The sequence below is a fragment of the Streptomyces sp. NPDC005878 genome (genome assembly GCF_040629815.1).
Taxonomy (GTDB): domain Bacteria; phylum Actinomycetota; class Actinomycetes; order Streptomycetales; family Streptomycetaceae; genus Streptomyces.
The window spans coordinates 132,476-153,544 of the sequence record NZ_JBEXWK010000004.1; the positions used below are offsets into that span (position 1 = coordinate 132,476).

25 protein-coding genes are annotated in these 21,069 nt (G+C 71.0%); 14 read left to right on the forward strand and 11 right to left on the reverse strand.

Annotated features, from left to right (window positions below; all coding sequences use genetic code 11):
* Positions 1-10: 10 nt before the first annotated feature.
* Positions 11-589, reverse strand: coding sequence for an NIPSNAP family protein (locus ABZ404_RS09125; protein WP_358832094.1), 579 nt, complete (start codon positions 587-589; stop codon positions 11-13).
* On the reverse strand, positions 586-1,071 hold the full coding sequence (locus tag ABZ404_RS09130; protein ID WP_358832093.1) for a hypothetical protein: 486 nt from the start codon (positions 1,069-1,071) through the stop codon (positions 586-588). The genes ABZ404_RS09125 and ABZ404_RS09130 overlap by 4 nt, the downstream gene beginning before the upstream one ends.
* A gap of 63 nt (positions 1,072-1,134) precedes the next feature.
* On the opposite strand from ABZ404_RS09130, the gene ABZ404_RS09135 reads away from it, so the two are divergent.
* The 3 genes from ABZ404_RS09135 (at position 1,135) to ABZ404_RS09145 (ending at position 3,621) form a co-directional block, all read left to right on the forward strand.
* On the forward strand, positions 1,135-2,064 hold the full coding sequence (locus ABZ404_RS09135) for a YafY family protein (RefSeq protein WP_358832092.1): 930 nt from the start codon (positions 1,135-1,137) through the stop codon (positions 2,062-2,064).
* 177 nt (positions 2,065-2,241) lie between these two features.
* Entirely contained in the window at positions 2,242-2,493 is a 252-nt protein-coding gene (locus ABZ404_RS09140; RefSeq protein WP_358832091.1) for a hypothetical protein, read from the forward strand.
* Positions 2,494-3,156: 663 nt separating this feature from the next.
* Positions 3,157-3,621 carry a hypothetical protein gene (locus ABZ404_RS09145; protein ID WP_358832090.1) on the forward strand — a complete coding sequence of 155 codons (465 nt, stop codon included), beginning with the start codon at positions 3,157-3,159 and terminating at the stop codon, positions 3,619-3,621.
* Here the strand turns inward: ABZ404_RS09145 and ABZ404_RS09150 are convergent.
* The 3 genes from ABZ404_RS09150 to ABZ404_RS09160 form a co-directional block, all read right to left on the reverse strand.
* The gene (locus ABZ404_RS09150) at positions 3,536-4,294 is read right to left on the reverse strand and encodes a hypothetical protein (protein ID WP_358832089.1); all 759 of its coding nucleotides are present in this window, start codon (positions 4,292-4,294) and stop codon (positions 3,536-3,538) included. The genes ABZ404_RS09145 and ABZ404_RS09150 overlap by 86 nt on opposite strands.
* A gap of 227 nt (positions 4,295-4,521) precedes the next feature.
* Complete coding sequence (locus ABZ404_RS09155; protein ID WP_358832088.1) at positions 4,522-5,379, reverse strand: alpha/beta hydrolase; 858 nt, start codon at positions 5,377-5,379, stop codon at positions 4,522-4,524.
* Positions 5,376-5,999: a TetR/AcrR family transcriptional regulator gene (locus ABZ404_RS09160; RefSeq protein WP_358832087.1), complete on the reverse strand. Its 624-nt coding sequence runs from the start codon at positions 5,997-5,999 to the stop codon at positions 5,376-5,378. The genes ABZ404_RS09155 and ABZ404_RS09160 overlap by 4 nt, the downstream gene beginning before the upstream one ends.
* A 155-nt stretch (positions 6,000-6,154) precedes the next feature.
* Here ABZ404_RS09160 and ABZ404_RS09165 point away from each other — a divergent pair, with 155 nt between their 5' ends.
* Complete coding sequence (locus ABZ404_RS09165) at positions 6,155-6,826, forward strand: GNAT family N-acetyltransferase (RefSeq protein WP_358832086.1); 672 nt, start codon at positions 6,155-6,157, stop codon at positions 6,824-6,826.
* Here the strand turns inward: ABZ404_RS09165 and ABZ404_RS09170 are convergent.
* Complete coding sequence (locus tag ABZ404_RS09170; protein WP_358832085.1) at positions 6,783-7,109, reverse strand: MerR family transcriptional regulator; 327 nt, start codon at positions 7,107-7,109, stop codon at positions 6,783-6,785. The genes ABZ404_RS09165 and ABZ404_RS09170 overlap by 44 nt on opposite strands.
* Positions 7,110-7,852: 743 nt before the next feature.
* Between ABZ404_RS09170 and ABZ404_RS09175 the strand changes: the two genes are divergently transcribed.
* Positions 7,853-8,290: an Hsp20/alpha crystallin family protein gene (locus tag ABZ404_RS09175; protein WP_358832084.1), complete on the forward strand. Its 438-nt coding sequence runs from the start codon at positions 7,853-7,855 to the stop codon at positions 8,288-8,290.
* Between the two features lie 99 nt (positions 8,291-8,389).
* The gene (locus tag ABZ404_RS09180; protein ID WP_358832128.1) at positions 8,390-8,797 is read left to right on the forward strand and encodes a DUF2267 domain-containing protein; all 408 of its coding nucleotides are present in this window, start codon (positions 8,390-8,392) and stop codon (positions 8,795-8,797) included.
* A 76-nt stretch (positions 8,798-8,873) separates the two neighbouring features.
* Here the strand turns inward: ABZ404_RS09180 and ABZ404_RS09185 are convergent, their stop codons facing one another.
* Genes ABZ404_RS09185 through ABZ404_RS09195 form a run of 3 tightly spaced genes read right to left on the reverse strand, consistent with a single transcriptional unit; the run spans position 8,874 to position 10,446 of the window.
* Complete coding sequence (locus ABZ404_RS09185) at positions 8,874-9,293, reverse strand: arsenate reductase ArsC (RefSeq protein WP_358832083.1); 420 nt, start codon at positions 9,291-9,293, stop codon at positions 8,874-8,876.
* Positions 9,293-10,063 carry an aquaporin gene (locus ABZ404_RS09190; RefSeq protein ID WP_358832127.1) on the reverse strand — a complete coding sequence of 257 codons (771 nt, stop codon included), beginning with the start codon at positions 10,061-10,063 and terminating at the stop codon, positions 9,293-9,295. The genes ABZ404_RS09185 and ABZ404_RS09190 overlap by 1 nt, the downstream gene beginning before the upstream one ends.
* 2 nt (positions 10,064-10,065) lie before the next feature.
* The gene (locus tag ABZ404_RS09195; protein WP_358832082.1) at positions 10,066-10,446 is read right to left on the reverse strand and encodes a metalloregulator ArsR/SmtB family transcription factor; all 381 of its coding nucleotides are present in this window, start codon (positions 10,444-10,446) and stop codon (positions 10,066-10,068) included.
* A gap of 91 nt (positions 10,447-10,537) precedes the next feature.
* Here ABZ404_RS09195 and ABZ404_RS09200 point away from each other — a divergent pair, with 91 nt between their 5' ends.
* The 4 genes from ABZ404_RS09200 (at position 10,538) to ABZ404_RS09215 (ending at position 15,825) form a co-directional block, all read left to right on the forward strand.
* Positions 10,538-11,044 carry an ArsI/CadI family heavy metal resistance metalloenzyme gene (locus ABZ404_RS09200; RefSeq protein ID WP_358832081.1) on the forward strand — a complete coding sequence of 169 codons (507 nt, stop codon included), beginning with the start codon at positions 10,538-10,540 and terminating at the stop codon, positions 11,042-11,044.
* A gap of 437 nt (positions 11,045-11,481) precedes the next feature.
* Positions 11,482-13,632: a glycoside hydrolase family 9 protein gene (locus ABZ404_RS09205; RefSeq protein WP_358832080.1), complete on the forward strand. Its 2,151-nt coding sequence runs from the start codon at positions 11,482-11,484 to the stop codon at positions 13,630-13,632.
* A 198-nt stretch (positions 13,633-13,830) separates the two neighbouring features.
* Positions 13,831-15,132: an MFS transporter gene (locus ABZ404_RS09210; protein WP_358836402.1), complete on the forward strand. Its 1,302-nt coding sequence runs from the start codon at positions 13,831-13,833 to the stop codon at positions 15,130-15,132.
* Between the two features lie 138 nt (positions 15,133-15,270).
* Positions 15,271-15,825: a DM13 domain-containing protein gene (locus ABZ404_RS09215; RefSeq protein WP_358836401.1), complete on the forward strand. Its 555-nt coding sequence runs from the start codon at positions 15,271-15,273 to the stop codon at positions 15,823-15,825.
* Positions 15,826-15,942: 117 nt separating this feature from the next.
* Here the strand turns inward: ABZ404_RS09215 and ABZ404_RS09220 are convergent, their stop codons facing one another.
* Complete coding sequence (locus ABZ404_RS09220; RefSeq protein ID WP_358836400.1) at positions 15,943-16,932, reverse strand: magnesium and cobalt transport protein CorA; 990 nt, start codon at positions 16,930-16,932, stop codon at positions 15,943-15,945.
* 127 nt (positions 16,933-17,059) lie between these two features.
* Positions 17,060-17,506, reverse strand: a complete 447-nt coding sequence (locus ABZ404_RS09225) for an ATP-binding protein (RefSeq protein WP_358836399.1) — start codon at positions 17,504-17,506, stop codon at positions 17,060-17,062.
* A 218-nt stretch (positions 17,507-17,724) separates the two neighbouring features.
* Here ABZ404_RS09225 and ABZ404_RS09230 point away from each other — a divergent pair, with 218 nt between their 5' ends.
* The 4 genes from ABZ404_RS09230 (at position 17,725) to ABZ404_RS09245 (ending at position 20,659) form a co-directional block, all read left to right on the forward strand.
* Positions 17,725-18,090, forward strand: a complete 366-nt coding sequence (locus tag ABZ404_RS09230) for an STAS domain-containing protein (RefSeq protein WP_358836398.1) — start codon at positions 17,725-17,727, stop codon at positions 18,088-18,090.
* A gap of 77 nt (positions 18,091-18,167) precedes the next feature.
* Complete coding sequence (locus ABZ404_RS09235) at positions 18,168-19,229, forward strand: YihY/virulence factor BrkB family protein (RefSeq protein WP_358836397.1); 1,062 nt, start codon at positions 18,168-18,170, stop codon at positions 19,227-19,229.
* A 55-nt stretch (positions 19,230-19,284) separates the two neighbouring features.
* Positions 19,285-19,836 carry a phosphatase PAP2 family protein gene (locus ABZ404_RS09240; RefSeq protein WP_358836396.1) on the forward strand — a complete coding sequence of 184 codons (552 nt, stop codon included), beginning with the start codon at positions 19,285-19,287 and terminating at the stop codon, positions 19,834-19,836.
* Between the two features lie 346 nt (positions 19,837-20,182).
* Positions 20,183-20,659, forward strand: coding sequence for a hypothetical protein (locus ABZ404_RS09245; protein WP_358836395.1), 477 nt, complete (start codon positions 20,183-20,185; stop codon positions 20,657-20,659).
* Positions 20,660-21,069: the final 410 nt, after the last annotated feature.

The window sequence follows — 21,069 nt, forward strand, 5'->3', positions numbered from 1 at the left end:
TGGGGGTTCCTCACCCCGCCCGTCGCATGACGGCGTACGGCCAGGGCCGCACGGGTTCCAGCCGCAGCCGCCGGACCGGCCAGGGCGGGGTCTCGGCCGGGCCGAACCAGACCCGGACGTCCTCCCTAACCCGGACGGGCAACAGGGGGTAGTCGTTCTCGGCGTGCTCCGTGCGGTGCAGTGCGTGACCCGGTTCCAGACGCAGGGCCGCGTACGTGTCGAAGGCAGCCGGGTCGGACGGGTGGCAGATGGTCGCGACCACCTCGCTGGTGTCCGGCGGCGGGGCGAAACCGGGGCCGCGCAGCAGCAGGACGTCATCACTGTCGATCATGGTGGCGTTGGCCGCGTCACGGTGCTCCCGCCAGACGGGGCCGGTGTAGAACGCCTCCAGTGCGCGTCGGCGGTGCGCCATGTCGGGGAAGGCACGCAGCCACACGAAACGGTCCGGGTCGTCGAGGTCGCGGAATCGGCCGCCCACGGTGATGCCGACCGCCTGCTGACCGGTCACGAAGGCGCGCTCGAACAGCTCGATCAGGGTCTCCCGGGTGCCGGGACGCAGGGTGTACTGCCGAAGCTCGACGATGCTCATACGGCGCTCGCTCCGGTGCGGGTGAAGTCCATCGTCCAGTTGAGCTCCCAGGTGCGGCCGTCGTCCGCGGAGAACTCCTGCTCCCAGCGGGCGGTGTCCGGGCCGAGGCGGTACCAGGTGAAGTGCACTCCGATCGGACGGCCGTCGTAGGTGTCCTCGCCGTGGAAGTCACCGCGGTCGCCGGTGAAGCCACCCACCACCGGAGGATCGAGCCGGCCGGTCCGGCTGTCGGACCAGTGGATCGACCAGTGCTCCGTCTCGCGGTCGAACAGCCGCAGGGTCACGCCCTGGCGTCCGAGGGTGGGGAAGGTGATCTCGTCGATGTTGCCGGCGCCCCCGAACAGGGGCCGGACCACCGCGTGGCCGGGGAACTCCGTCCAGGTGGCCGGGCCCGTGCCGAGCGGTGCGGTGAGACGGCGGTTGGCCACGTCCCAGGTGCCGTGCAGGAAGTCGAAGTCTTGTGGGAAGCCGAAGTGGTTCATACGCGCAGGCTAGGGACGCTCCCCTGACATCCAGTGTCAGTGGATACGGGAATACTGAGCCGTATGCGCGCGAGCCGGTTGGTCACCCTGCTTCTCCTGCTCCAGAACCGGGGCCGGATGACGGCCCGGCAACTGGCCGAGGAGCTGGAGGTCTCCGTCCGTACGGTCTACCGGGACGTCGAGGCGCTCGGCGCCGCCGGTATTCCGCTGTACGGCGAGGCCGGGCACGCCGGCGGTTACCGGCTGGTCGACGGCTACCGGACCCGGCTCACCGGACTGACCGCGGACGAGGCGCAGGCCGCGTTCCTCGCCGCGCTCCCCGGCACCGCCGCCGAGCTCGGTCTCGGCGAGGCACTCGCCACCGCCCAGCTCAAACTGCGGGCCGCCCTCCCGGCGGAGCTGCGCGAACACGCCGGGCGGATCCAGGAGCGGTTCCTGCTCGACGCCCCCGGCTGGTACGGCGACGGGGACCGCACGCCTCACCTGGCGGCGGTCGCCACCTCGGTGTGGACGCGGCGGGCCGTGGTCCTGCGGTACCGGCGCTGGCGGGCGCCGGAGGAGATCGAGCGACGGGTGGAGCCGTACGGACTCGTCCTCAAGGCGGGCCGCTGGTATCTGGTCGCCGCCGGGCCGTCCGGGATCCGCACCTACCGGGTCGACCAGATCGACGAACTGCGGCCGCTGGAGGAGGAGTTCACCGTCCCGGACGGGTTCGACCTGGCCGCGCACTGGAAGGGCTACCTGGCCGACTTCCGCGCCCGGCTGCACACCGGGGAGGCCCTGGTGCGGCTCACCGGGGAGGGAGCCCGACGCCTCGGTGTCACGCCCGGGGAGGGCGAGTGGACCCAGGCCCGGGTACCCATCGAATCCCTGGACCACGCCCACCAGGAGTTCCTGCGGCTGGGCACCGATGTCGAGGTCCTCGCTCCGGAAGAACTCCGCGACCGTGTCGCCGAGACGGTACGCGCCCTGGCCGCCCGCTACACGCGGTGAATCCCCCTGCGGACACGTGCGCGGGGGTGTCGCCGCGAGGCTCGGCACGGAGTCACCCGGCTCGGGGTGGGATGCGGGGCGGGGGCAGCGGTGTGAGACTCGAATGGCTTCCGCATCCTTCCCTCGAGGTCTGACCGAGAGTGAGCGACCCGCGTGGACCGACCGACATTGCAGTCCGTGCCGGGTGAGCGCCTGGCGGACCTGCCGCAGCTCCAGGGGCTCGACGAGAGAACGCGCCGGGACATGAAGGTCGTCGCCGCCGTACTGCCGTTCAAGGTCAACCGCTATGTCCTCGAAGAACTGATCGACTGGGACAGGGTCCCCGACGATCCCCTCTACCGGCTCACCTTCCCCCACCGGGACATGCTTCCCCCCCGCGATGTTCAACGAAATGGACATGCTCCAGGCGTCCGGGGCGACGAGCCGTGACCTCCGCGAGGTCGCGCTCAAGCTGCGACGCCAGCTCAACCCCCATCCGTCCGGCCAGATCGAGTACAACATCCCGACGCTGGACGGGCGGCCCGTCCCGGGCCTCCAGCACAAGTACCGGCACACCGTCCTGCTCTTCCCCGCGGCGGGGCAGACCTGTCACGCCTACTGCGGGTACTGCTTCCGCTGGGCCCAGTTCGTCGGGGTGCCCGAATGGAAGCAGAGTCTGCGCCAGGCCGAGGACTCCGGGGCGTATCTGCGGGCACACCCCGAGGTGTCGGACGTCCTCATCACCGGCGGCGACCCCATGATCATGTCCGCCGACCGACTGCGCACCACCATCGCGCCCCTGCTCGCGCCGGACCTCGCCCACCTGCAGAACATCCGGATCGGCACCAAGGCACTCAGCTACTGGCCCTACCGCTTCCTGACGGACCGGGACGCCGACGACGTCCTGCGTCTGCTGGAAGAGTGCGTCGCGGTCGGACGCTCGGTCTCCGTCATGGCCCACTTCTCCCACACCAGGGAGCTGGGCACCGCCGCCGCACGCGAGGCCGTCGCCCGCATCCGGGCGACCGGCGCGGTGGTACGCGCCCAGGCACCTCTCGTCCGGTACGTCAACGACGACCCGGACGCCTGGGCGGACATGTGGCGGGAGATGGTGTGGGGATTCAGCCGTACTACATGTTCGTCGAGCGCGACACGGGCGCCGAGAACTACTTCGCCGTACCCCTGGCGCGGGCCGTGGACATCTACCATTCCGCGGTCCGCAAGGTGTCCGGGCTCGCCCGCACGGCCCGCGGACCCGTCATGTCCGCGACTCCCGGGAAGGTCCACCTCACGGGCGAGGCATCCGTCCAGGGCGAGCGGGTGTTCGTCTGCCAGTTCCTGCAAGCCCGCGACGAGACGATGCTCGGGCGCCCCTTCTTCGCCCGGTGGAACGCGGAGGCGACCTGGTTCGAGCAGCTCCGTCCGGCCTTCGACGGCGACCGTTCCCCTTCGGCACGGACCCGGTTGCGCACGGCCCCGGCGGAACAGGCGGTCAGCGCAGGAGATCCGGATAGCGCGCGAGTGCCTCCTGATAGGCATCCGGGCCGACGCTCACCCCGCCGCCGTAAGGGTGGTTGAGGGCCAGTACGAGGTAGATCATGTAGCCGAAGCCGGCGGCCCCGAATCCGAGCAACACGTAGTGGACCTTGGTGACGGGGTGGCCGAAGAACGCGATGACGGCGAGGGTGGCGACACCCGCGCCGATCATGAGGGACAGGATCGGCAGGGGCACCTGCGCGTCCTTCTCCGCCAGGCGCTCACGCCGTGCCACGTACACCTCCCGAAGTCGCTGGTTCACTTCCGACTTGGCCGCCCGGGCGTCGCGGTCCGGGCCGGCACTGCGGTAGACGTAGGACCGCAGCATGTCCAGCCCCCGCACGGTGGCCGGGTCCGCCCGGCCCTCACTCATCGCCGGCCACTCCGCGCTGATGACCGAACGGGTGTACCCGACGAGTTCCCGGCGGACCCGGTCGCGGTCCGCGGCCGGCAGCCCTTGTGCGGCGAAGTAGGCGTCCTTGAGGGCACTCGCCTCGGAGAGGCCGGCCTTCCGGGCGGCGGTCAGTTCCGACTGGGCGTTCACGGCGAGGAAGGCGAAGGAGAACACGAAGAGGCCGCTGATGGCCCCGATGGCCATCTCGACCCCCTTCGGTAGATCGGTGGTTTTTTTATCGCTTCTTCGCGACATGAGATAAGCGGTCAGAACGACCGAGAACGCGGCAACGAGCATGACCAGCAGGGAATTGAGGAGCACAGGGGGCATTATTCAGGCGCGGCGTGTCCAGTACGGCGCGACGCGACCTGGGAAGAAACGGTTACAGAAGTCCCCCCGAAGAAAGGCCCTTTGGCCTCTTCTTCGGCTTCTCCGGTTTCCTCTTCTTGGGCTTCCTGGGCTTCTTCGGCTCCTCGGCGGATCGCGCCGGCGCGGGTCCGGCTGCCGGCCGCGCTCTCACGGGCACCTACCGCGTACGCGCGCCCAGCTCACCCGACCTCGTCCAGGAACGGGACGATCGCGTCGATGAAGTGCTCGTTCCGGTCGCCGACCACCATGTGTCCCGCGCCGGCCACCTCGACGCACCGCGCCCGGGGAACCCTCGCGCAGAACTCCTGGGCGACGTCTTCGCGCACCAGGTCACTGATCCCGCCGCGCACCAGCAGGATCGGCACGTCGGCGTGGCGCGCGGCGTCGAGGAGGCGGTCCGCCATGCCCGGCGGGTCCATCCGGCCCGCGAAACTGTCCAGCAGGCGCGGGTCCCAGTGCCAGAACCAGCGATCGCCCTGGCGGCGCAGGTACGTCCGCAGCCCTTCACCCGCATCCCGACGCGGGCGGTGCGGCGCAGGCGAGGAGAGGGCCGCGGCCGCTTCCCGCACGCTGGCGAAGCCCTCGGGGCGACGGCGCATGAGTTCGACGACGCGCCGGATCCCGCGCGGGTCCGGCCGATGGGCGACGTCGACGAGTACCAGAGCGCGGATCGCCGCCTCGGGTGCCTCCCCGGCGGCGAGCAGCGAGCCCAGACCGCCGAGCGAAGCTCCGACCAGCACCGGCCGCGCGTCGAGTTGGGCAACCAGCGCACGGACGTCGTCGGCGAACAGGCGGAGGTCGTAGTCACCGTCGGGCGACCATGCGCTGGCACCGTGTCCGCGCAGGTCGGGGGCGACGACGCGCCATCCCAGCGCGGCAAGCCGGGGGCCGGTCCGACGCCAGGCGTGTCGCGTCTGGCCGCCCGCGTGCAGCAGGACGAGCGGCGGTGAAGCCGCCTCGCCCCATTCGTCCGCCACGAGCCGGATCCCGCCGTGGCCAAGGAAGCCGCACTCGCGTGGCAGAGCGTCGGCGGTCATAGCGCGGCCCGGTCGCGCAGCGGCGTGAGCAACTGGTCGCGATGGGGATCCGCGGCCGCCGCGGCGAGGGCGACGTCCAGTGCGAACAGGGCACGCGCCAGGAACCGGTCATCGTCGATCAGGGCCGCCACCCACTGGTGCAGCGCGCCGACGCACGCGGTGGCGACGACGGTGGCCAAGCCGTCGGTGTCGACGTCGGCGCGGAGAAGTCCCTGGGTCCGCGCGTCCGCCAGGGCCCGGCGGAGCTGGGTCAGCGGGCTGCGGGCGAACACGAGGCCGCTTGCCTCCCATTCGCGCACCAGGCGGCGCGATACGACGGGGTCGGCCACGAAGAGTTGGACGGTCGACCGGACGACGTCCTGCGGGCCGCAGATCCCCAACTCCCCCAGGCGGCACTCCAGTTCGTCCATGAAGCCGGTGGCGAGTGCCTCCCAGATCTTGTCGCGGGGGCCGATCAGGTTGTACACCGTGGCCGGGGCGACCCCCGCCCGCTCGGCGATCCGCTCCGTACTGAGCGCCGACTCCGGGCTCTCGCGCAGGAGCTGGCGCGTCGCCTCAAGGATGCGGATCCGTCGCTGGGCCTTGTGGTGCTCGCGCAGTCCCCCGTCGGCTGGCCGCATACGCGCGCCCCTCTCCTGGGAAGTTAGAGAGCCCTCTAAATTTAGGCGTGCCCCCAGGGACGGTCAAGCGGCGACGTCACCGGGGTCGATACCCGTGTCCGCGGAGACCGTTAAGCAGTGGACAGCCGCCCAGCGCTGGGCGAGCATCTCCCGCGATGAACAACCAACCTCTCCCCAGCCCCAAGCGCGTCCGCTTCGTGGAACTCAACGCCAAGGCACTGCGGGCGCTTGCGGACGGGGACCTCCCCGCTGCCGACGCCGAGGCCGGGGTCGCCCTCGACGAGCACTTCATCAGCGACCGGGCCCGCTGGATCTTCGGCTACCGCGCCGACCAACTCCTCAGGGAACCCTCCGCCGCGCCGTGGATCACCCGTGCCGTGGTGTCCGAGCCGGACGGGACCGTCGTGGGCGACGCGGGGTTCCACGGTCCGCCGGACGCGGCCGGAATGATCGAGGTCGGCTACACCGTGGTGCCCAGGTTCCGGCGCCGGGGCTACGCCCGGGCCATGCTGACGGCGCTGCTCCAGCGGGCGGCCGCCGAACCCTGTGTCACGACCGTGCGCGCCAGGATCGGCTCCGACAACGCGGCTTCCCTGGCCACCATCGCGGGGTTCGGCTTCACGCGCGTCGGCGAGCAGGGAAACGAGAGCGACGGACTCACGATCGTCTTCGAAGTCCCGGCGGACGCGATACCCACCGGGCACCCCCGGCCGCCTCGGCGGGGCGTGACCCGCCCGGCCCGGCACCGGGGACAGCTCTTCGGCCTCGCGGAATCGGGCCTGCCTACGGGTTCGTCGATTCGGCGGCGCGGCGGTATTCGGCGTTGATGCGCTGGGCTTCTTCGAGCTGGTCCTCAAGGATGACGATGCGACAGGCGGCCTCGATGGGCGTGCCCTGGTCGACGAGTTCACGCGCGCGGGCCGCGATGCGCAGCTGATAGCGGGAGTAGCGGCGGTGGCCGCCGGCGGAGCGGAGCGGCGTGATGAGCCGGGCTTCGCCGATGGCGCGGAGGAAGCCCTGGGTGGTGCCGATCATCTCGGCGGCCCGGCCCATGGTGTAGGCCGGATAGTCGTCGTCGTCGAGACGACTGTTGGAGTCCTCTACTGTCATTTGCACCTCTCTGTGGCACGCGTTGAGGGGCCCTGGTGCCATATGGCACCAGGGCCCCGAAGGAACTGCTACACCATCTGCCGGCCCTGGTACTGCGCCGGCCTTCTGTTTCCGCCGTTCCGACCCGGTTGCTGTCGGAGATGCGGGGATCGCGGTTGCTTGACCGGAGACCACCTCACTATCGATGTCCTGCGGTACCCGGGCTCAGCCATCCGCCCGGGCGATCCTGATGGCGCTGGGCTCCTCCGTCCTTCCCTCTGGGATCAATCACTTGCGTACTGCTGGTACTGCTACTTCGGTACTGCTTACTGCGGTACTGCTGGTGGCGGCCCCTGATCACTGCGGGCCACCCGGTCCGATGGTCAGTCCCGTCACCGTCCTGCACCTGCTCTGGCTTCGGAACTCCACCACCGCACCGTCCTGCGAACTACGGGTACTGCTGCCCGGCAGTTCGTCTCTGCCGGGCCTTGTCGATCTGAGCTACAAGAGAAACCATAGCCACACCAGCACCCAATGTCTACTCCGGCCGACATAGATTTTCTTGCGTTCGACGGGCGAGCTATCGGCCTCGAACACGGCAGGGCCCCGCGCTGGTCAGCGGCGCCGCTCCCGCCGCCCCCACCTCCCCCACATCGTCATCCTTTCGACGACGACATGTTTGTCATCCATTGGATGACGTGCTACAACAGAGGTGTTGAAGCGCATTGGCGGGTACAGCCCGAACCTTCTGGAGGTGTTTCACGATGTTGATGCGCACCGACCCCTTCCGTGAACTCGACCGCCTCGCCCAGCAGCTGACCGGCACAGGCACCGGTACCTGGACGCGACCTGCCGCGATGGCGATGGACGCCTACCGCGAGGGCGACGAGTACGTGGTGGCCTTCGACCTTCCGGGCGTCAGCGCGGAGGCGATCGACATCGACGTCGAGCGGAACATGCTGACCGTCAAGGCCGAGCGCCGCCCCGTCGCCAAGGCCGAGAACGTGCAGATGGAACTGTCGGAGCGGCCGCTGGGTGTCTTCTCCCGTCAGCTCGTCCTCGCCGACACGCTCGACACCGAGCGCATCAAGGCGGACTACGAGGCCGGCGTGCTGACCCTGCGCATCCCGATCGCCGAACGCGCCAAGCCCCGCAAGATCACCATCAGCGGGGACTCCTCCCGCAAGGAGATCTCCGGCTGAACACGGCGACCTGAGCCGAACAGCGGCGCGGGACGGGCACCTGATCTCCCCCCTCCGCCCGTCCTGCGCTCTCCTCAGTCCAGAGAGGCGGTGGCTGACGTGTCCCTGCGAAGGGAAGCGTTCCTCGACCAGGTGAAGGAACGCGGCGAGTACAAGAACGTCCAGGAAGCCGAACGGGCGGCCCGCGTCGTTCTCGCCCTGCTAGGGGCCCACCTCGTCGGCCGGGTCCGTGCCGAGCTGGCCGCGTGTCTGCCGGAAGCCTTCGCCCTGATCCTCCTGAACCCGTTGCAGAGCGCCGAACCGCTCTCGCCCGAACGGTTCGTACGCGCCACGGCGGCCTGGATCGAAGGGGCTACCGAGACGACCGCCACCTGGGACGTCAGCGCCGTCCTGAGCACTGCCGCCGACGCGGCGGGCGACCAGCTCATGGAGCAGATCCTGCTCCAGTTGCCGGCCGGCTACGACCTTCTCTTCGGCCGCCCCCAGGCCGGCACCGCACATGCATGAGCCCGCACATTCATGAGCCCATCCCCGGCGTTTTCCTGCCGCCGCGGAGCGATGCGTAGGCCGGGGCCGGTGCTCGTCACGCCGTCGTCTCGATGCCGAGGTCCGCGAGGAGGACGCGGACGCGCCGCTCGATCTCGTCGCGGATCGGGCGGACCGCCGCGACGCCCTGGCCGGCCGGGTCGTCGAGCTGCCAGTCGAGGTACCGCTTGCCGGGAAAGTACGGGCAGGCGTCGCCGCAGCCCATGGTGATCACCACGTCCGAGGACCGCACCGCCTCGGTGGTGAGGATCTTGGGGGTCCGGTCCGAGAGATCGATGCCGACCTCCTTCATGGCCTCCAGCACGGCCGGGTTCACCGCGTCGGCGGGGGCCGATCCGGCGGAGCGGACCTGGACGCGGTCCGCGCCGAGGTGGGTGAGGAAGGCGGCGGCCATCTGGGACCGTCCGGCGTTGTGCACGCAGACGAACAGCACGGAGGGTACGTCGGAGGTGCTCATCAGGTCAGCGCGCTTTCTTCGGCGGAGGGGGTGGGGATGGAGGTCTGCCGTCCGTCGTGGGGGACGACCACCTCGTCCTCGCTCGCGGGGGCCGTGCGGCCGAAACAGAGCGCGACCAGGCCCAGACCGACGGCGGCTCCGACGAGTTGGGCGGCGAGGAACGGCAGCACGGACGCGGGGGCGATGCCGACGAAGGTGTCGGTGAACGCCCTGCCGACCGTCACGGCCGGGTTGGCGAAGCTCGTGGAGGACGTGAACCAGTACGCCGCTCCGATGTACGAGGCGACCAGCAGCGGTGCCTGGTGTGCGCGGCCCGCGCGGGCCAGGCCGAAGACGAGCCAGACCAGCCCGGCGGTGGCCACGACCTCGCCCAGCCAGAGGTGTCCGGCCGACCGGTCGTGGGTGGAGAAACGCACCAGCGGCTCGGCGAACATGGCGTCGGCCAGCATCGCACCGGCGATCGCACCGGCGATCTGGGCGGGTACGTAGGCGATGACGTCGCGCAGCGGGGTGGCCTCGCCCCCGGCGCGGCGACCGGTGACCCAGGCCGCGAGGCTGACCACCGGGTTGAAGTGCGCTCCCGACACCGGCCCGAGCAGGGCGATCAGCACTCCGAGGCCGAAGACGGTGGCCAGAGAGTTGGCCAGCAGTCGCACCCCGATGTCGTGGGTAAGCGCGGTGGCCTGGATCCCGGAGCCGACCACCACCGCGACCAGCGCTGCCGTGCCGAGCGCCTCGGCGGCCACCCGCCACCCCAGCGGCGCGGGCACGCTCACGCCGGAACCGCCGAGGACGCGACGGGGATCTGGAGCAGGGCGGACAGCTTCGCCAGGGCCTCGGGCAGCACCCAGTAGTACACCCAGGTCCCCCGCCGCTCGCAGCCGACCAGGCCGGCCTCGCGGAGCACCTTCAGATGGTGGGAGATCGTCGGCTGGGACACGTCGAACGGGCCCGCGAGGTCGCACACGCACGCCTCGCCGCCCTCATGGGAGGCGATCAGCGACAGCAGCCGCAGCCGGACCGGGTCCGACAACGCCTTGAACATCCGCGACAGCTCGGCCGCGGTCTCCTCCCCCAGCGGCTCGCGGACCATCGGGGCGCAGCACGCCTCGTCGTCCTGGCGGAGCACTGGAAGACCAGCTTGTTTCGACATGCCTCTATGTTGACAGCCATCTAATCCGGTGACAACCTCGCATATATCGACAGACGTCGATACAAGCAGTTCTCACGGATGGGAAACCGCCATGTCCCGTGTTCAGCTCGCCCTCCGCGTCGCCGACCTGGAAGGCTCGGTCGCCTTCTACACCAAGCTCTTCGGGACCGCCCCGGCCAAGCGCCGCGAGGGATACGCCAACTTCGCCATCGCCGAGCCCCCGCTCAAGCTCGTCCTCATCGAGGGCGAGAGAGGCGAGGACACCCGCCTGGACCACCTCGGTGTCGAGGTGACGTCGACCGACGAGGTCACCGCGGCCGCCGGGCGGCTCAAGGACGCGGGCCTGGCGACCTGCGAGGAGAACGACACCTCATGCTGCTACGCCGTGCAGGACAAGGTGTGGGTCACCGGTCCCGGCAAGGAGCCGTGGGAGGTCTACGTCGTCAAGGCCGACGCCGACACCCGGGAGAAGGCCCGCACCGCCCCGGACGCCTGCTGCGGCACCACCGCCTGCTGCACCCCCGACGAGCAGGCCCTCGACCCGGCCCGGACTCCCGCCGAGGCGAAGAGCGCCGCCGGGTGCGCGTGCGCCGACTGAACCCGACCCGGCCCCGCCGTCCGCTCCGCCGTCCGTTCCGAGCCGGGGCCGCCGCGATGCGGTCGTGTGCCCGCCCGTGGGGTACGACGACCGACGCCCCGCCCTGACCGCTTGAGCCGTTGCCCGCCTCCGGAAGTGTCCCGGGGGCGGGCAACGGCACAAGTGCGGCCGCTCGCGAGGGCCTCGGCCGTACCGCTCCTCAACTCGCGCACATATCCTCACCTGTTGACGACTGCCCCTCGCCTCATTACTGTCCGCCTCGAAATCCCCGAATCATCGACCGATGTTCGATATTTCGCCGCGTGGGAGCGCTCCCGCTCCGTGCCCTCCCGGAAAGGACCCTCCGCGGACCGTCACGTCACCTCCCCCGGCGCACGCCCCGCTCACCCGGCCCACTCCACCCGTCTGACCACCCACCGACCTCCCAGGAGCCGCTCATGCCCCCCACTCCGTTGTCCGGCCGGGCCAGAAGTCTCGCCGCCGCCCTGCTGGCAGGCTGCCTCCTCGGCGGCGGCGTCCTGGCCACACCCGCCGCGTCGGCCCCCTCCGCGGCCGCTACGACGGCCGTCCGCGTCAACCAGGTCGGCTACCTGCCGGACGGACCCAAACGCGCCACCGTCGTCACCACCGCGGCCCAGCCCCTCACCTGGCAGCTGCGCGACGCGTCCGGGACCGTGGTCGCCTCCGGAGCCACCACCCCGCGCGGCGCGGACGCCCCCTCAGGGCAGTCCGTCCACGTAGCCGACTTCTCCTCGTATCAGGGGACGGGCTCGGGATACGTCCTGTCGGTGGACGGCAGCAGCAGCGTGCCCTTCGACGTCCGCGCCGGCCTCTACGACGGGCTGCGCTCCGACTCGATGGCCTTCTTCTACCACCAGCGCAGCGGCATCGCCATCGACGCCTCCCTCGTGGGCTCCGCCTACGCGCGCCCGGCCGGGCACCTGAACGTGGCGCCCAACAAGGGCGATGTCTCGGTCCCCTGCCAAGCGGGGGTGTGCGACTACACCCAGGACGTCAGGGGCGGCTGGTACGACGCGGGCGACCACGGCAAGTACGTGGTCAACGGCGGTATTTCCACCTGGCTGGTCGTCGGCTCCTTCGAGCGCGCCAAGCGGGCGGGCACGGATGCGGCACTGGGCGACTCGACCCTGCGCGTCCCCGAGCGCGGCAACGGTGTTCCGGACGTCCTGGACGAGGCGCGCTGGGAGCTCGACTTCCTGATGCGGATGCAGGTGCCCGCGGGCAAGCCGTACGCGGGCATGGCGTTCCACAAGGTCCATGACGCGGCCTGGACCGGGATGCCGACCCGGCCCGACCAGGACGCCCAGCCCCGCGAGCTGCACCGGCCCTCCACCGCGGCGACCCTGAACCTGGCGGCGGCCGGGGCGCAGTGTGCCCGGGTCTTCCGGCCCTACGACGCCGCGTTCGCCGACCGCTGCCTCTCCGCGGCCCGCCGCGCCTGGGCCGCCGCCCAGGCCAACCCGGCCCTGCTCGCCCCGGATTCGGACAGTACGGGAGGTGGCGCCTACGGCGACGCGCAGGTCGGCGACGAGTTCTACTGGGCGGCCGCCGAGCTGTACGCCACGACCGGCGAGAGCACCTTCCGGGACGCGGTGACGTCCTCGTCCTGGCACACCTCGGCCGCCGCCTTCTCGCCCTACGGCTTCGGCTGGGCGGACACCGCCGCGCTCGGCCGGCTCACCCTGGCCACGGTGCCCAACGGGCTGCCCGCCTCGGATCTGGCTCGCGTACGCGCGTCGGTGACCGCGGCCGCCGACAGCCATCTGTCCAGGATGGGCGCCCAGGGTTACGCGGTGCCGGTCCCGGCGGACGGGTACTTCTGGGGCTCGAACAGCGAGGTCGCGGACAACGCGATCATCCTGGCCGTCGCCGGGGAGCTGACGGGCGACGCCCGCTACCGCACCGGCGCGCTGGAGGCGATGGACTATCTGCTCGGCCGCAACGCCCTCGGCCAGTCCTACGTGTCCGGCTATGGGGAGACGTCCTCGCAGAACCAGCACCACCGCTTCTGGGCGCACCAGTTGGACGCCTCGCTGCCGCACCCCCCGGCCGGGTCGCTCGCGGGTGGCCCCGACAGCGCGCTCCAGGACCCGGTGGCCCAGGCGAAACTCCCGGGCTGCGCGCCCGCCGCGTGCTACATCGACGACATCGGCTCGTACTCCACCAATGAGGTGGCGGTCAACTGGAACGCCCCGCTGGCCTGGCTCGCCGCCTACGCCGCCGAGGGGGAGTCCTCCGGTGAACCGCCCACCGCGGCCTGTGCCGTGACGTACAAGGTGGACAGCGTGTGGAACACCGGCTTCACGGCGACGGTCACCGTCAAGAACACGGGTCCGGCCACCGTGAACGGCTGGCAGCTCACCTGGACCTACCCGGGCGGCCAGCGGACCACGGGAGCCTGGAACGCGACCGTGACCCAGAGCGGCACCTCCGTCAGCGCCCGCGACGCCGGCTGGAACCGGACGATCGCGCCCGGCGCCACGGCGAGCTTCGGAGTCCAGGGGACGTACACCGGAACCAACCCGTCCCCCGCCGGCTTCACCCTCAACGGGAGCGCCTGCACCTGAGCCACCGTCACCGGGGCCATCAGGGTCCGGACCCTGCGATCCCGGGCGGCCCCGCCGGACCACCGGCGGGGCCGCACTCCGCAGGGACATCGGTACATCCTTTGGATTGACCGGCACTTGGTGGCTGCGCGCCGGCGCGTGTACGGCCCCCGGACCATCACAGAGGGGGCCCGGCGGGGCCGCTGTTAGCCTCAGCGCATGATCGAGAAGAGCGGCGCGCCACGGATATCCAGTCTGCTGTCGCCCGACGGTCCCCAGCGCGCTCTCATCATCGCCGCCTTCGTCAGCCGGGTGGGCAACGGGCTGTTCAACACCGCCGCGGTGCTCTACTTCACGCTGGTGGTGCACCTGCCCGCCGCGCGGGTCGGCGCCGGTCTGACGATCGCCGGGCTGGTCGGGCTGCTGGCCGGGATCCCGGCGGGGAACCTGGCCGACCGGTACGGGCCGCGCACGGTCTGGCTGGCGGCCCTCGCGATGCAGGCCGTGACGATGGCCGCGTTCGTCTTCATCCACGGCTGGCTCACGTTCACGCTCATCGCCACCCTGGACCGGCTGGCGGCGACCGCGAGCGGCGCCGCGGGCGGCGCGCTCGTCGCCCGCGCCGGCGGTGAACGCCCGGCCGCCTTCCGGGCGAAACTCCGTACGTTCGTCAACCTCGGCGTCGTTCTGGGCACCCTCGGCGCCGCCTTCGCCGTCTCGGTCGACACGCGCTCGGCCTACACCGTGCTCATCCTCGCCAACGCCGCCAGCTTCGCGTGTGCCGGACTCATCGCCGTGGCCGGTGTCCCCGACTACCGACCACTCCCCCGGCCCAAGGAGCACCACCGCGTGGCCGTGTTGTCCGACCGGCCGTACGTCACCTTCGTCGCGCTCTACGGCGCGATGGGTTTGCAGTACCAGACCGTGTCGCTGCTGCTGCCGATCTGGCTCTCCGCCCACACCAACGCGCCCCGCTGGACCGTGGCCGCAGTGTACGCGGTCAACAGCGGCGTGTGCGTGCTGCTCCAGAGCAGGATCGGCTCCCGGGTGGAGACAGCGCGCCAGGGCGGCCGGGCGTTCCGTCTCGCGGGGTTGTTCTTCCTGGTCAGCTGCCCCCTGATGGCGCTGACCGCCGACGTCCCGGCCTGGATCGCACCGGGCCTCGCCGTCCTCGCCGTCGTCGTGCACAGCCTCGGAGAGGTGTGGGAGTCCTCGGGCGGCTACGCCCTCGGCTTCGGTCTCGCCCCCGACCACGCACAGGGCCAGTACCAGGGCCTGTTCGGCGTCGGCTTCGACGCCGGGCAGGCCCTGGCCCCGGTCGTCCTCACCACGGCGGTCCTGGGCCTGGGGCACGCGGGGTGGCTGCTGCTCGGCGTGTTCTTCATGGCGCTGGGCGCGGCGGGCCCGCCGGTAGCCGCATGGGCGGAACGCACCCGCCGCCCTGCCCACGACACGGCCGACCACGCGGCCGACGTGACACACGGGCGCCCCGAGGAGACCCCGCTTCCCGACACCGCCTGATCACGCCGTCAGGGCCGTGGGGCGCGGGAGGGGTGACCCGGTGGCCGTAAGACTTTCGTCATACGGATCCGGGAGCGCCACGTGTCCGTCCAGCCGTCCTATGGGGGCAGGGACACATCGGCGAGGTGGAGGCATGACATGGAGCGCGTACGCAAGGCGTTCGGCAGGCCGTGGTTCATCACCGTCCTGCTCTGCGGAGTGGTGGCGGTGGGGGCGGGGCTCTTCTGGTTCCAGCCGTGGAAGCTGTGGGTGGACGAGACCGTGCGCGAGCAGATCCCCGTCGCCGCCTCCGCGCCGCCCTCGACGCCGGTCGTCGGCGGAACCCCCGCGCCGAGCAGGCCGCAGGACCTGGCCAGGGGGGAGCTGGTCAGCCACGAGCACGAGACGAGCGGGTCGGTGCGCGTCCTGCGCCTCCCGGACGGGACCCGCATCCTGCGGTTGATGGACCTGGACACGAGCAACGGGCCCGATCTGCGGGTCTGGCTCACCGACGCGGAGGTGAAGCCGGGCAAGGACGGCTGGCGCGCCTTCGACGACGGCCGGCACGTCAGCCTGGGCAAGCTCAAGGGCAACAAGGGCGACCAGAACTACACGCTCCCCGCCGACCTCGACCTGGACCGGTACCGCAGTGTCACCATCTGGTGCGACCGTTTCGACGTGTCCTTCGGGGCCGCCGAACTGGCCCGCGCCTGAACCCGTACGCCGGTACGGGTGACGGCCGGAGCCAGGGGTGCACAGCCGGCAAGGAGGCCCGCCCCCTCCCCTCTGACGGCTCCTGTGCGGACCGCCGGCGCCGGTCGCCCGCGACCGTCACAGCCAGCCGTTGCGGCGGAAGGCCCGGTACAGCGACCCCGCGCCCACGGCCATCAGGGCGAGCGCGGACGGGTAGCCGTAGCGCCAGTCCAGTTCGGGCATGTGGGCGAAGTTCATGCCGTAGACACCGGCGACCATGGTGGGGATGGCGAGAATGGCCGCCCACGCGCTGATGCGGCGCATGTCGTCGTTCTGCCAGGTGCCCACCTTCGCCAGATGGGCGTCCAGGACGGAGGCGAGCAGGTCGTCCAGGGCGCGCACTTCGGTGTCGGTGCGGGTGAGGTGGTCGACCACGTCACGGAAGTACGGCACGATCTGCGGCGGCCACTCCTCCCGTGCCGTGAGGAAGGGCCGTACCACCGGCACGAGCGGCTGGATCGCGTCGCGGAACTCCACCACTTCACGCTTGAGCGAGTAGATCCGCTCCGTCAGATCGTCGCGGGCGGGTGAGAAGACACACCGCTCCAACTCGGTGAGGTCCGTGCGTACTTGGGCGGCGGCCTCGGCGTAGGCGTCGACGACCACATCGGTCACCGCGTGCAGGACACCGACCGGCCCGGACTCCCGCATACGGGGCTGCTCCGCGAGCCTGCGCGCCGCCTCCTCGGTGGGGTCGCTCGCCCCGTGCCGTACGGTCAGCGCGAAGGACGGCCCGATGAAGATCATCACTTCGCCGGTCTCCACGTCCGCGGTCCGCTCGACAAACCACAGCGTCTTCACCGCGACCGCCAGCACATCACCGTAGCGTTCCTGCTTGGGGTGCTGGTGGGCCTGGACCGCGTCCTCGACGGCCAGAGGGTGCAGCTTCAGATAGTGGCCCAGCCGCTCCAGCTCCTCCTCGCGGGGCTCGTCCACGCGTATCCAGGCGAACTCCCGCGGTTTCAGCGCGGCAACGCGGTCGAGGACGGCCTCGCATCCCGTGTCCACCTGTCGGCAGTCCAGCCGCTCGCACTCACCCGTCTGCTCCTGATAGATCACGCATTCCATGCCCTCTCGCATGCTTCGGCCGCCGCATTCCATGCTTCCCGGAGGGCAAAGACCCACTGACCCGACCCGGTACAGGTGGGCCAAACCGTCACCGGACCTTCGCGCCGGACGGCCTAGCCGGCCGGAGTCAGGGCCGGTGGGGGCCGGCCGCACCGCCGTCCGGATCGTCCAGGAGCGCCACGCTGGCGGTGATGCGCTTGCCGACCGGCTCGCGCCGCGCCTCGAAGCCCTGGGCCACCGCCATGACGATCTCCAAGCCGTGCTGGCCCACCCGGCCGGCGTCGGCGGCCCGGGCCACCGGCAGCACCGGGTCGCTGTCCCAGACCACGACCTCCACCACCGTGCCGGTGACGCGCAGATCGAGGAGCACCGGGCCGGGAGCGTACTTGCGGGCGTTGGTGACGAGTTCGCTGACGACGAGCTGCGTGAGGTCCATCGCGCGCGCCGAGACGGGGATCCCCCGCTCGCTCCGGAGCCGGGCGAGGAAGTCCGCCGCGAAGTGGCGGGCTTCGGCGATACAGGCGCCGTCGCCCTCCAGCGCCGCCGAGACCTGCCAAGGCTCCGGATGCCGCACTATGGGACCCTCCCCGCCGAGAGGGACCGACTCCACCCCCACCACTTGTGTCCCCCGTCCATACGCCCGCGCGTACCCGCAACCCCTCTTTGTACACCTGTGACCTCCCGTCGGCACAGCATCGCTGTCGAGGACGTCCCCGTAGGATCCAGACCAGGCCGACAGGCAGCCGCCGACGAGGTCACCGACCGAAGCCACCGAGCGTTGTGGAGACAAGCGTGACCGACAAGAAGGACACCGTGGAGCCGGACGGTTTGGCGATCACCTCCGCGACCGTCGACGACGTCGAGGTCATCACCGTCAGCGGGGAGATCGACTACCACACCTGCGAGTTCCTCCGCCAGGCCCTCCGCTTCCCCGCGAGCACGGGCGTCCCACGGATGGTGGTGGATCTCAGCGGGGTGACGTTCATGGACTCCAGCGGCATCAACATCCTCATCTCCGCGCGCTCCGCGATCTGCGGCGCCAACGGCTGGCTGCGTCTGGCCGGTGCCACCGGATCCGTCCTGCGCACCCTGCAACTCGTCGGACTCGACACGATCATCGACTGCTACTCCACCGTCCGCGAGGCCGTCGACGCCTGACCCCACGCACCGGGACGTGACCCCGCGCGCGGGGACGGCGATGACATGAGCAGGGCGCGGAGGGGTATCCGGGGCCCATGACGAAGCTCCATCTCCCCGGACGGAAAGCGCGCCACGACAGCGACGCGGCGAAAGAACACGACATCACGCCCGAGGAGGCCGGGCCCGGACCGGAGGTGGAGCGTCGCGCGCCGGACACGCCGACGAAGCTGCCCAAGCGGGCCTGGGGTGCGGTACTCAAGGGTGCGCTGCGGGAGTTCAAGGACGATGAGCTGAGCGACCGCGCGGCGGCCCTGACGTACTACGGGGTGCTGTCGCTGTTCCCGGCGCTGCTGGTCCTCGTGTCGCTGCTGGGCATCACCGGCAAGTCGGCGACCGACTCGGTGCTCGAGAACATCAAGAAGTTCGCGCCCGGCTCGGCCAGGGACATCATCACTCAGGCCGTGGTGCAGTTGCAGGGCAACGCCGGTGTCGGCTCCCTCATGGCGATCGTCGGTCTCGTCCTGGCCGTGTGGTCGGCCTCCGGCTATGTGGCCGCGTTCATCCGCGCCGCGAACGCCGTCTACGACATGCCCGAGGGCCGCCCGGTGTGGAAGATCCTTCCGATCCGGGTCGGAGTGACGGTCGTGCTGATGGTGCTGGCCGTCGCCAGCGCGCTGATCGTCGTGTTCACCGGTGGCGTGGCCCACCAGGCGGGCACCGCGCTGGGCATCGGGGACTCCGCGCTGACGGCGTGGTCGATCGCCAAGTGGCCCGTGCTCGTCCTCCTGGTCACGATCATGATCGCGATCCTGTACTGGGCCACCCCGAACGCGAAGGTGAGGGGGCTCAAGTGGATCACCCCGGGCAGCTTCCTCGCCCTGGTCATCTGGATGATCGCCTCCGCCGGATTCGCGTTCTACGTCGCCAACTTCGCCAGCTACAACAAGACCTACGGCACCATGGCCGGTGTCATCGTGTTCCTCCTCTGGCTGTGGATCACCAATCTGGCCATCCTGCTGGGGCTGGAGTTCGACGCCGAGACCGCCCGTCAGCGGGCCATCGCCGGTGGCCTGCCGCCCGAGGCCGAGCCGTACACGGAACCCCGTGACACCAGGACGTGGGACGAGGAGGACCGTCGCCGCCTCGGCGAGGCGTGACCCGCCAATCGGCGATCTTGGGTGTACGTCGATGACCTCGGGATACTTGTCGTTCATGAGGTATTTCGTGGGGTTGCGCGACGCTGAGCGATCGCTGACCAAGAAGACGGCTACCGGCATTCCTCCCCGCGTCGGCAAGATGCTCTCCGTGGTGGAGGAGACGGCGGAGAGTACGAAACTGTGGTGCGGCACCGCCGTGGCGATGGCGGCGCTGGGCGGATGGCGCGGCCGCAGGGCGGCGGCCGCCGGTCTGACCGCCCTGGTGGTGGCACAGGTGGTCTCGAACGGCGTGTGCAAGCAGGTGGCGGGCCGGCCCCGGCCGCCCAAGGACTGGTTCCCGCACGACGAGGTCCACGACCGCCCCGACTCCTCGTCCTTCCCCTCCGGCCACACCGCCGCCGCGGTGGCGTTCACCGCCGCCGTGGCACCCCGGTGGCCCGCCGTCGGCGCGGCGTGCGCGGTGCCCGCCGCCCTGGTGGCGGTCGAGCGGGTGCAGAGCGGCGCCCACTACCCCAGCGACGTGGTCGCCGGGGCGGCGGTCGGACTTGCCAGCGCCTGGGCGACCCGCCGCTCCCTGCGGTTGATCCTGCGCCACTGGCTGTTCTAGGCCGCGGCGGGTCGCCGGGAGGGGTCAGTAGCGGCCGCCACCAGGCGCCGGGAGGGGTCAGCGGCGGCCGTCACCAGCCCGGGCCGCAGGCCGCGGTCTCTCGCCGGAGCAGCTTCCCCGCGGCGCCGCGGGGAGGCTGCTCCGGACAGACCGATCCAGCCATCTGCCCTCCTCGATGACCCCGTGTGGCGAGAAGCCGATGCTCAGCTCGAACAGTGCTGGGACAGGCTCAGGTCGCTCTACCTTCACCTCGACGGCGGGCACCGGGACAGGGGAATACTCCGAGGATCGATTCCCGGCCAGGGCCCGGAGGGGTACGTCGGTGAGGTCTGGGCACACGAACTCCATGCAGCGACACGCGCGTCCCACGAGCCCCCTGTTCGGTTCGGCCGGAACGGCTCACTCCTCGCCGTCCGGTCCGGCTGGCGCCAAGCACGCGCGCCCCAGCCGGCTCACCGCCCGGCTGCAACGCCGGATCCTCGCCTACAGCGCGATCGATTTCCTGTCCACGCACATCCCCGGCACGGCGGACTCCGACGAAGAGTGCCTGCTCCTCGTCCACGTCCGCCAGGTCGTCGGGCAGGTCCGCTACCGGATCTGCTCCCCCTGCGCGCAGGGTGTCATCACCGCTGTCGCCATCAACGAGCCGTTCGACAACACGGGACTGGACACCCGGGCGCTCTCGCATCTGCGGGCACGCAACCCGGATGTCGCCTGGCACAGCACATCGGACTCGGGCGTCACGCGCGATCTCCTGCTCCGCATGCGCATCCCCGCCACCACCTCCCTCACCCCCTGCCCGCACGCCCCGAACACCGCCTGAAGCGGCACGGCCAAGCGCCTGACGGGACCGCACCCGGCCCCCCGTGGCCGGGGGCTTCGCGCTGCCCCTGCAATGTGCCGCGTCGGTGCGGCAGGGCCCGGTGCGCGGCACCCGTGCGGTGACGCGGCGTCATGCTCTGTTCCGGGGGCCGGTGTGCCGTACAGCCGGTGGCGGGTTTCCCGCGACGGAGGTCCGGCTGCGCGCCCACGGGGCAACGGGTGGGCGTCAACTGGCCCTCGTGGTCATGGAATTGAGGGTTCCCGGGGGTTCTCGGTTGAATCACCTGTCCGCGCCATCCGGGCCGGTGCCAGGCGGGCCGAGGCCCGCCCCGTCGCCCAGGACTCAGCGGGCCCCCTACCGGCCGGGCCACAGAAACCGCTGTCACGCTTGTTGACCCCGAGCCGACGATG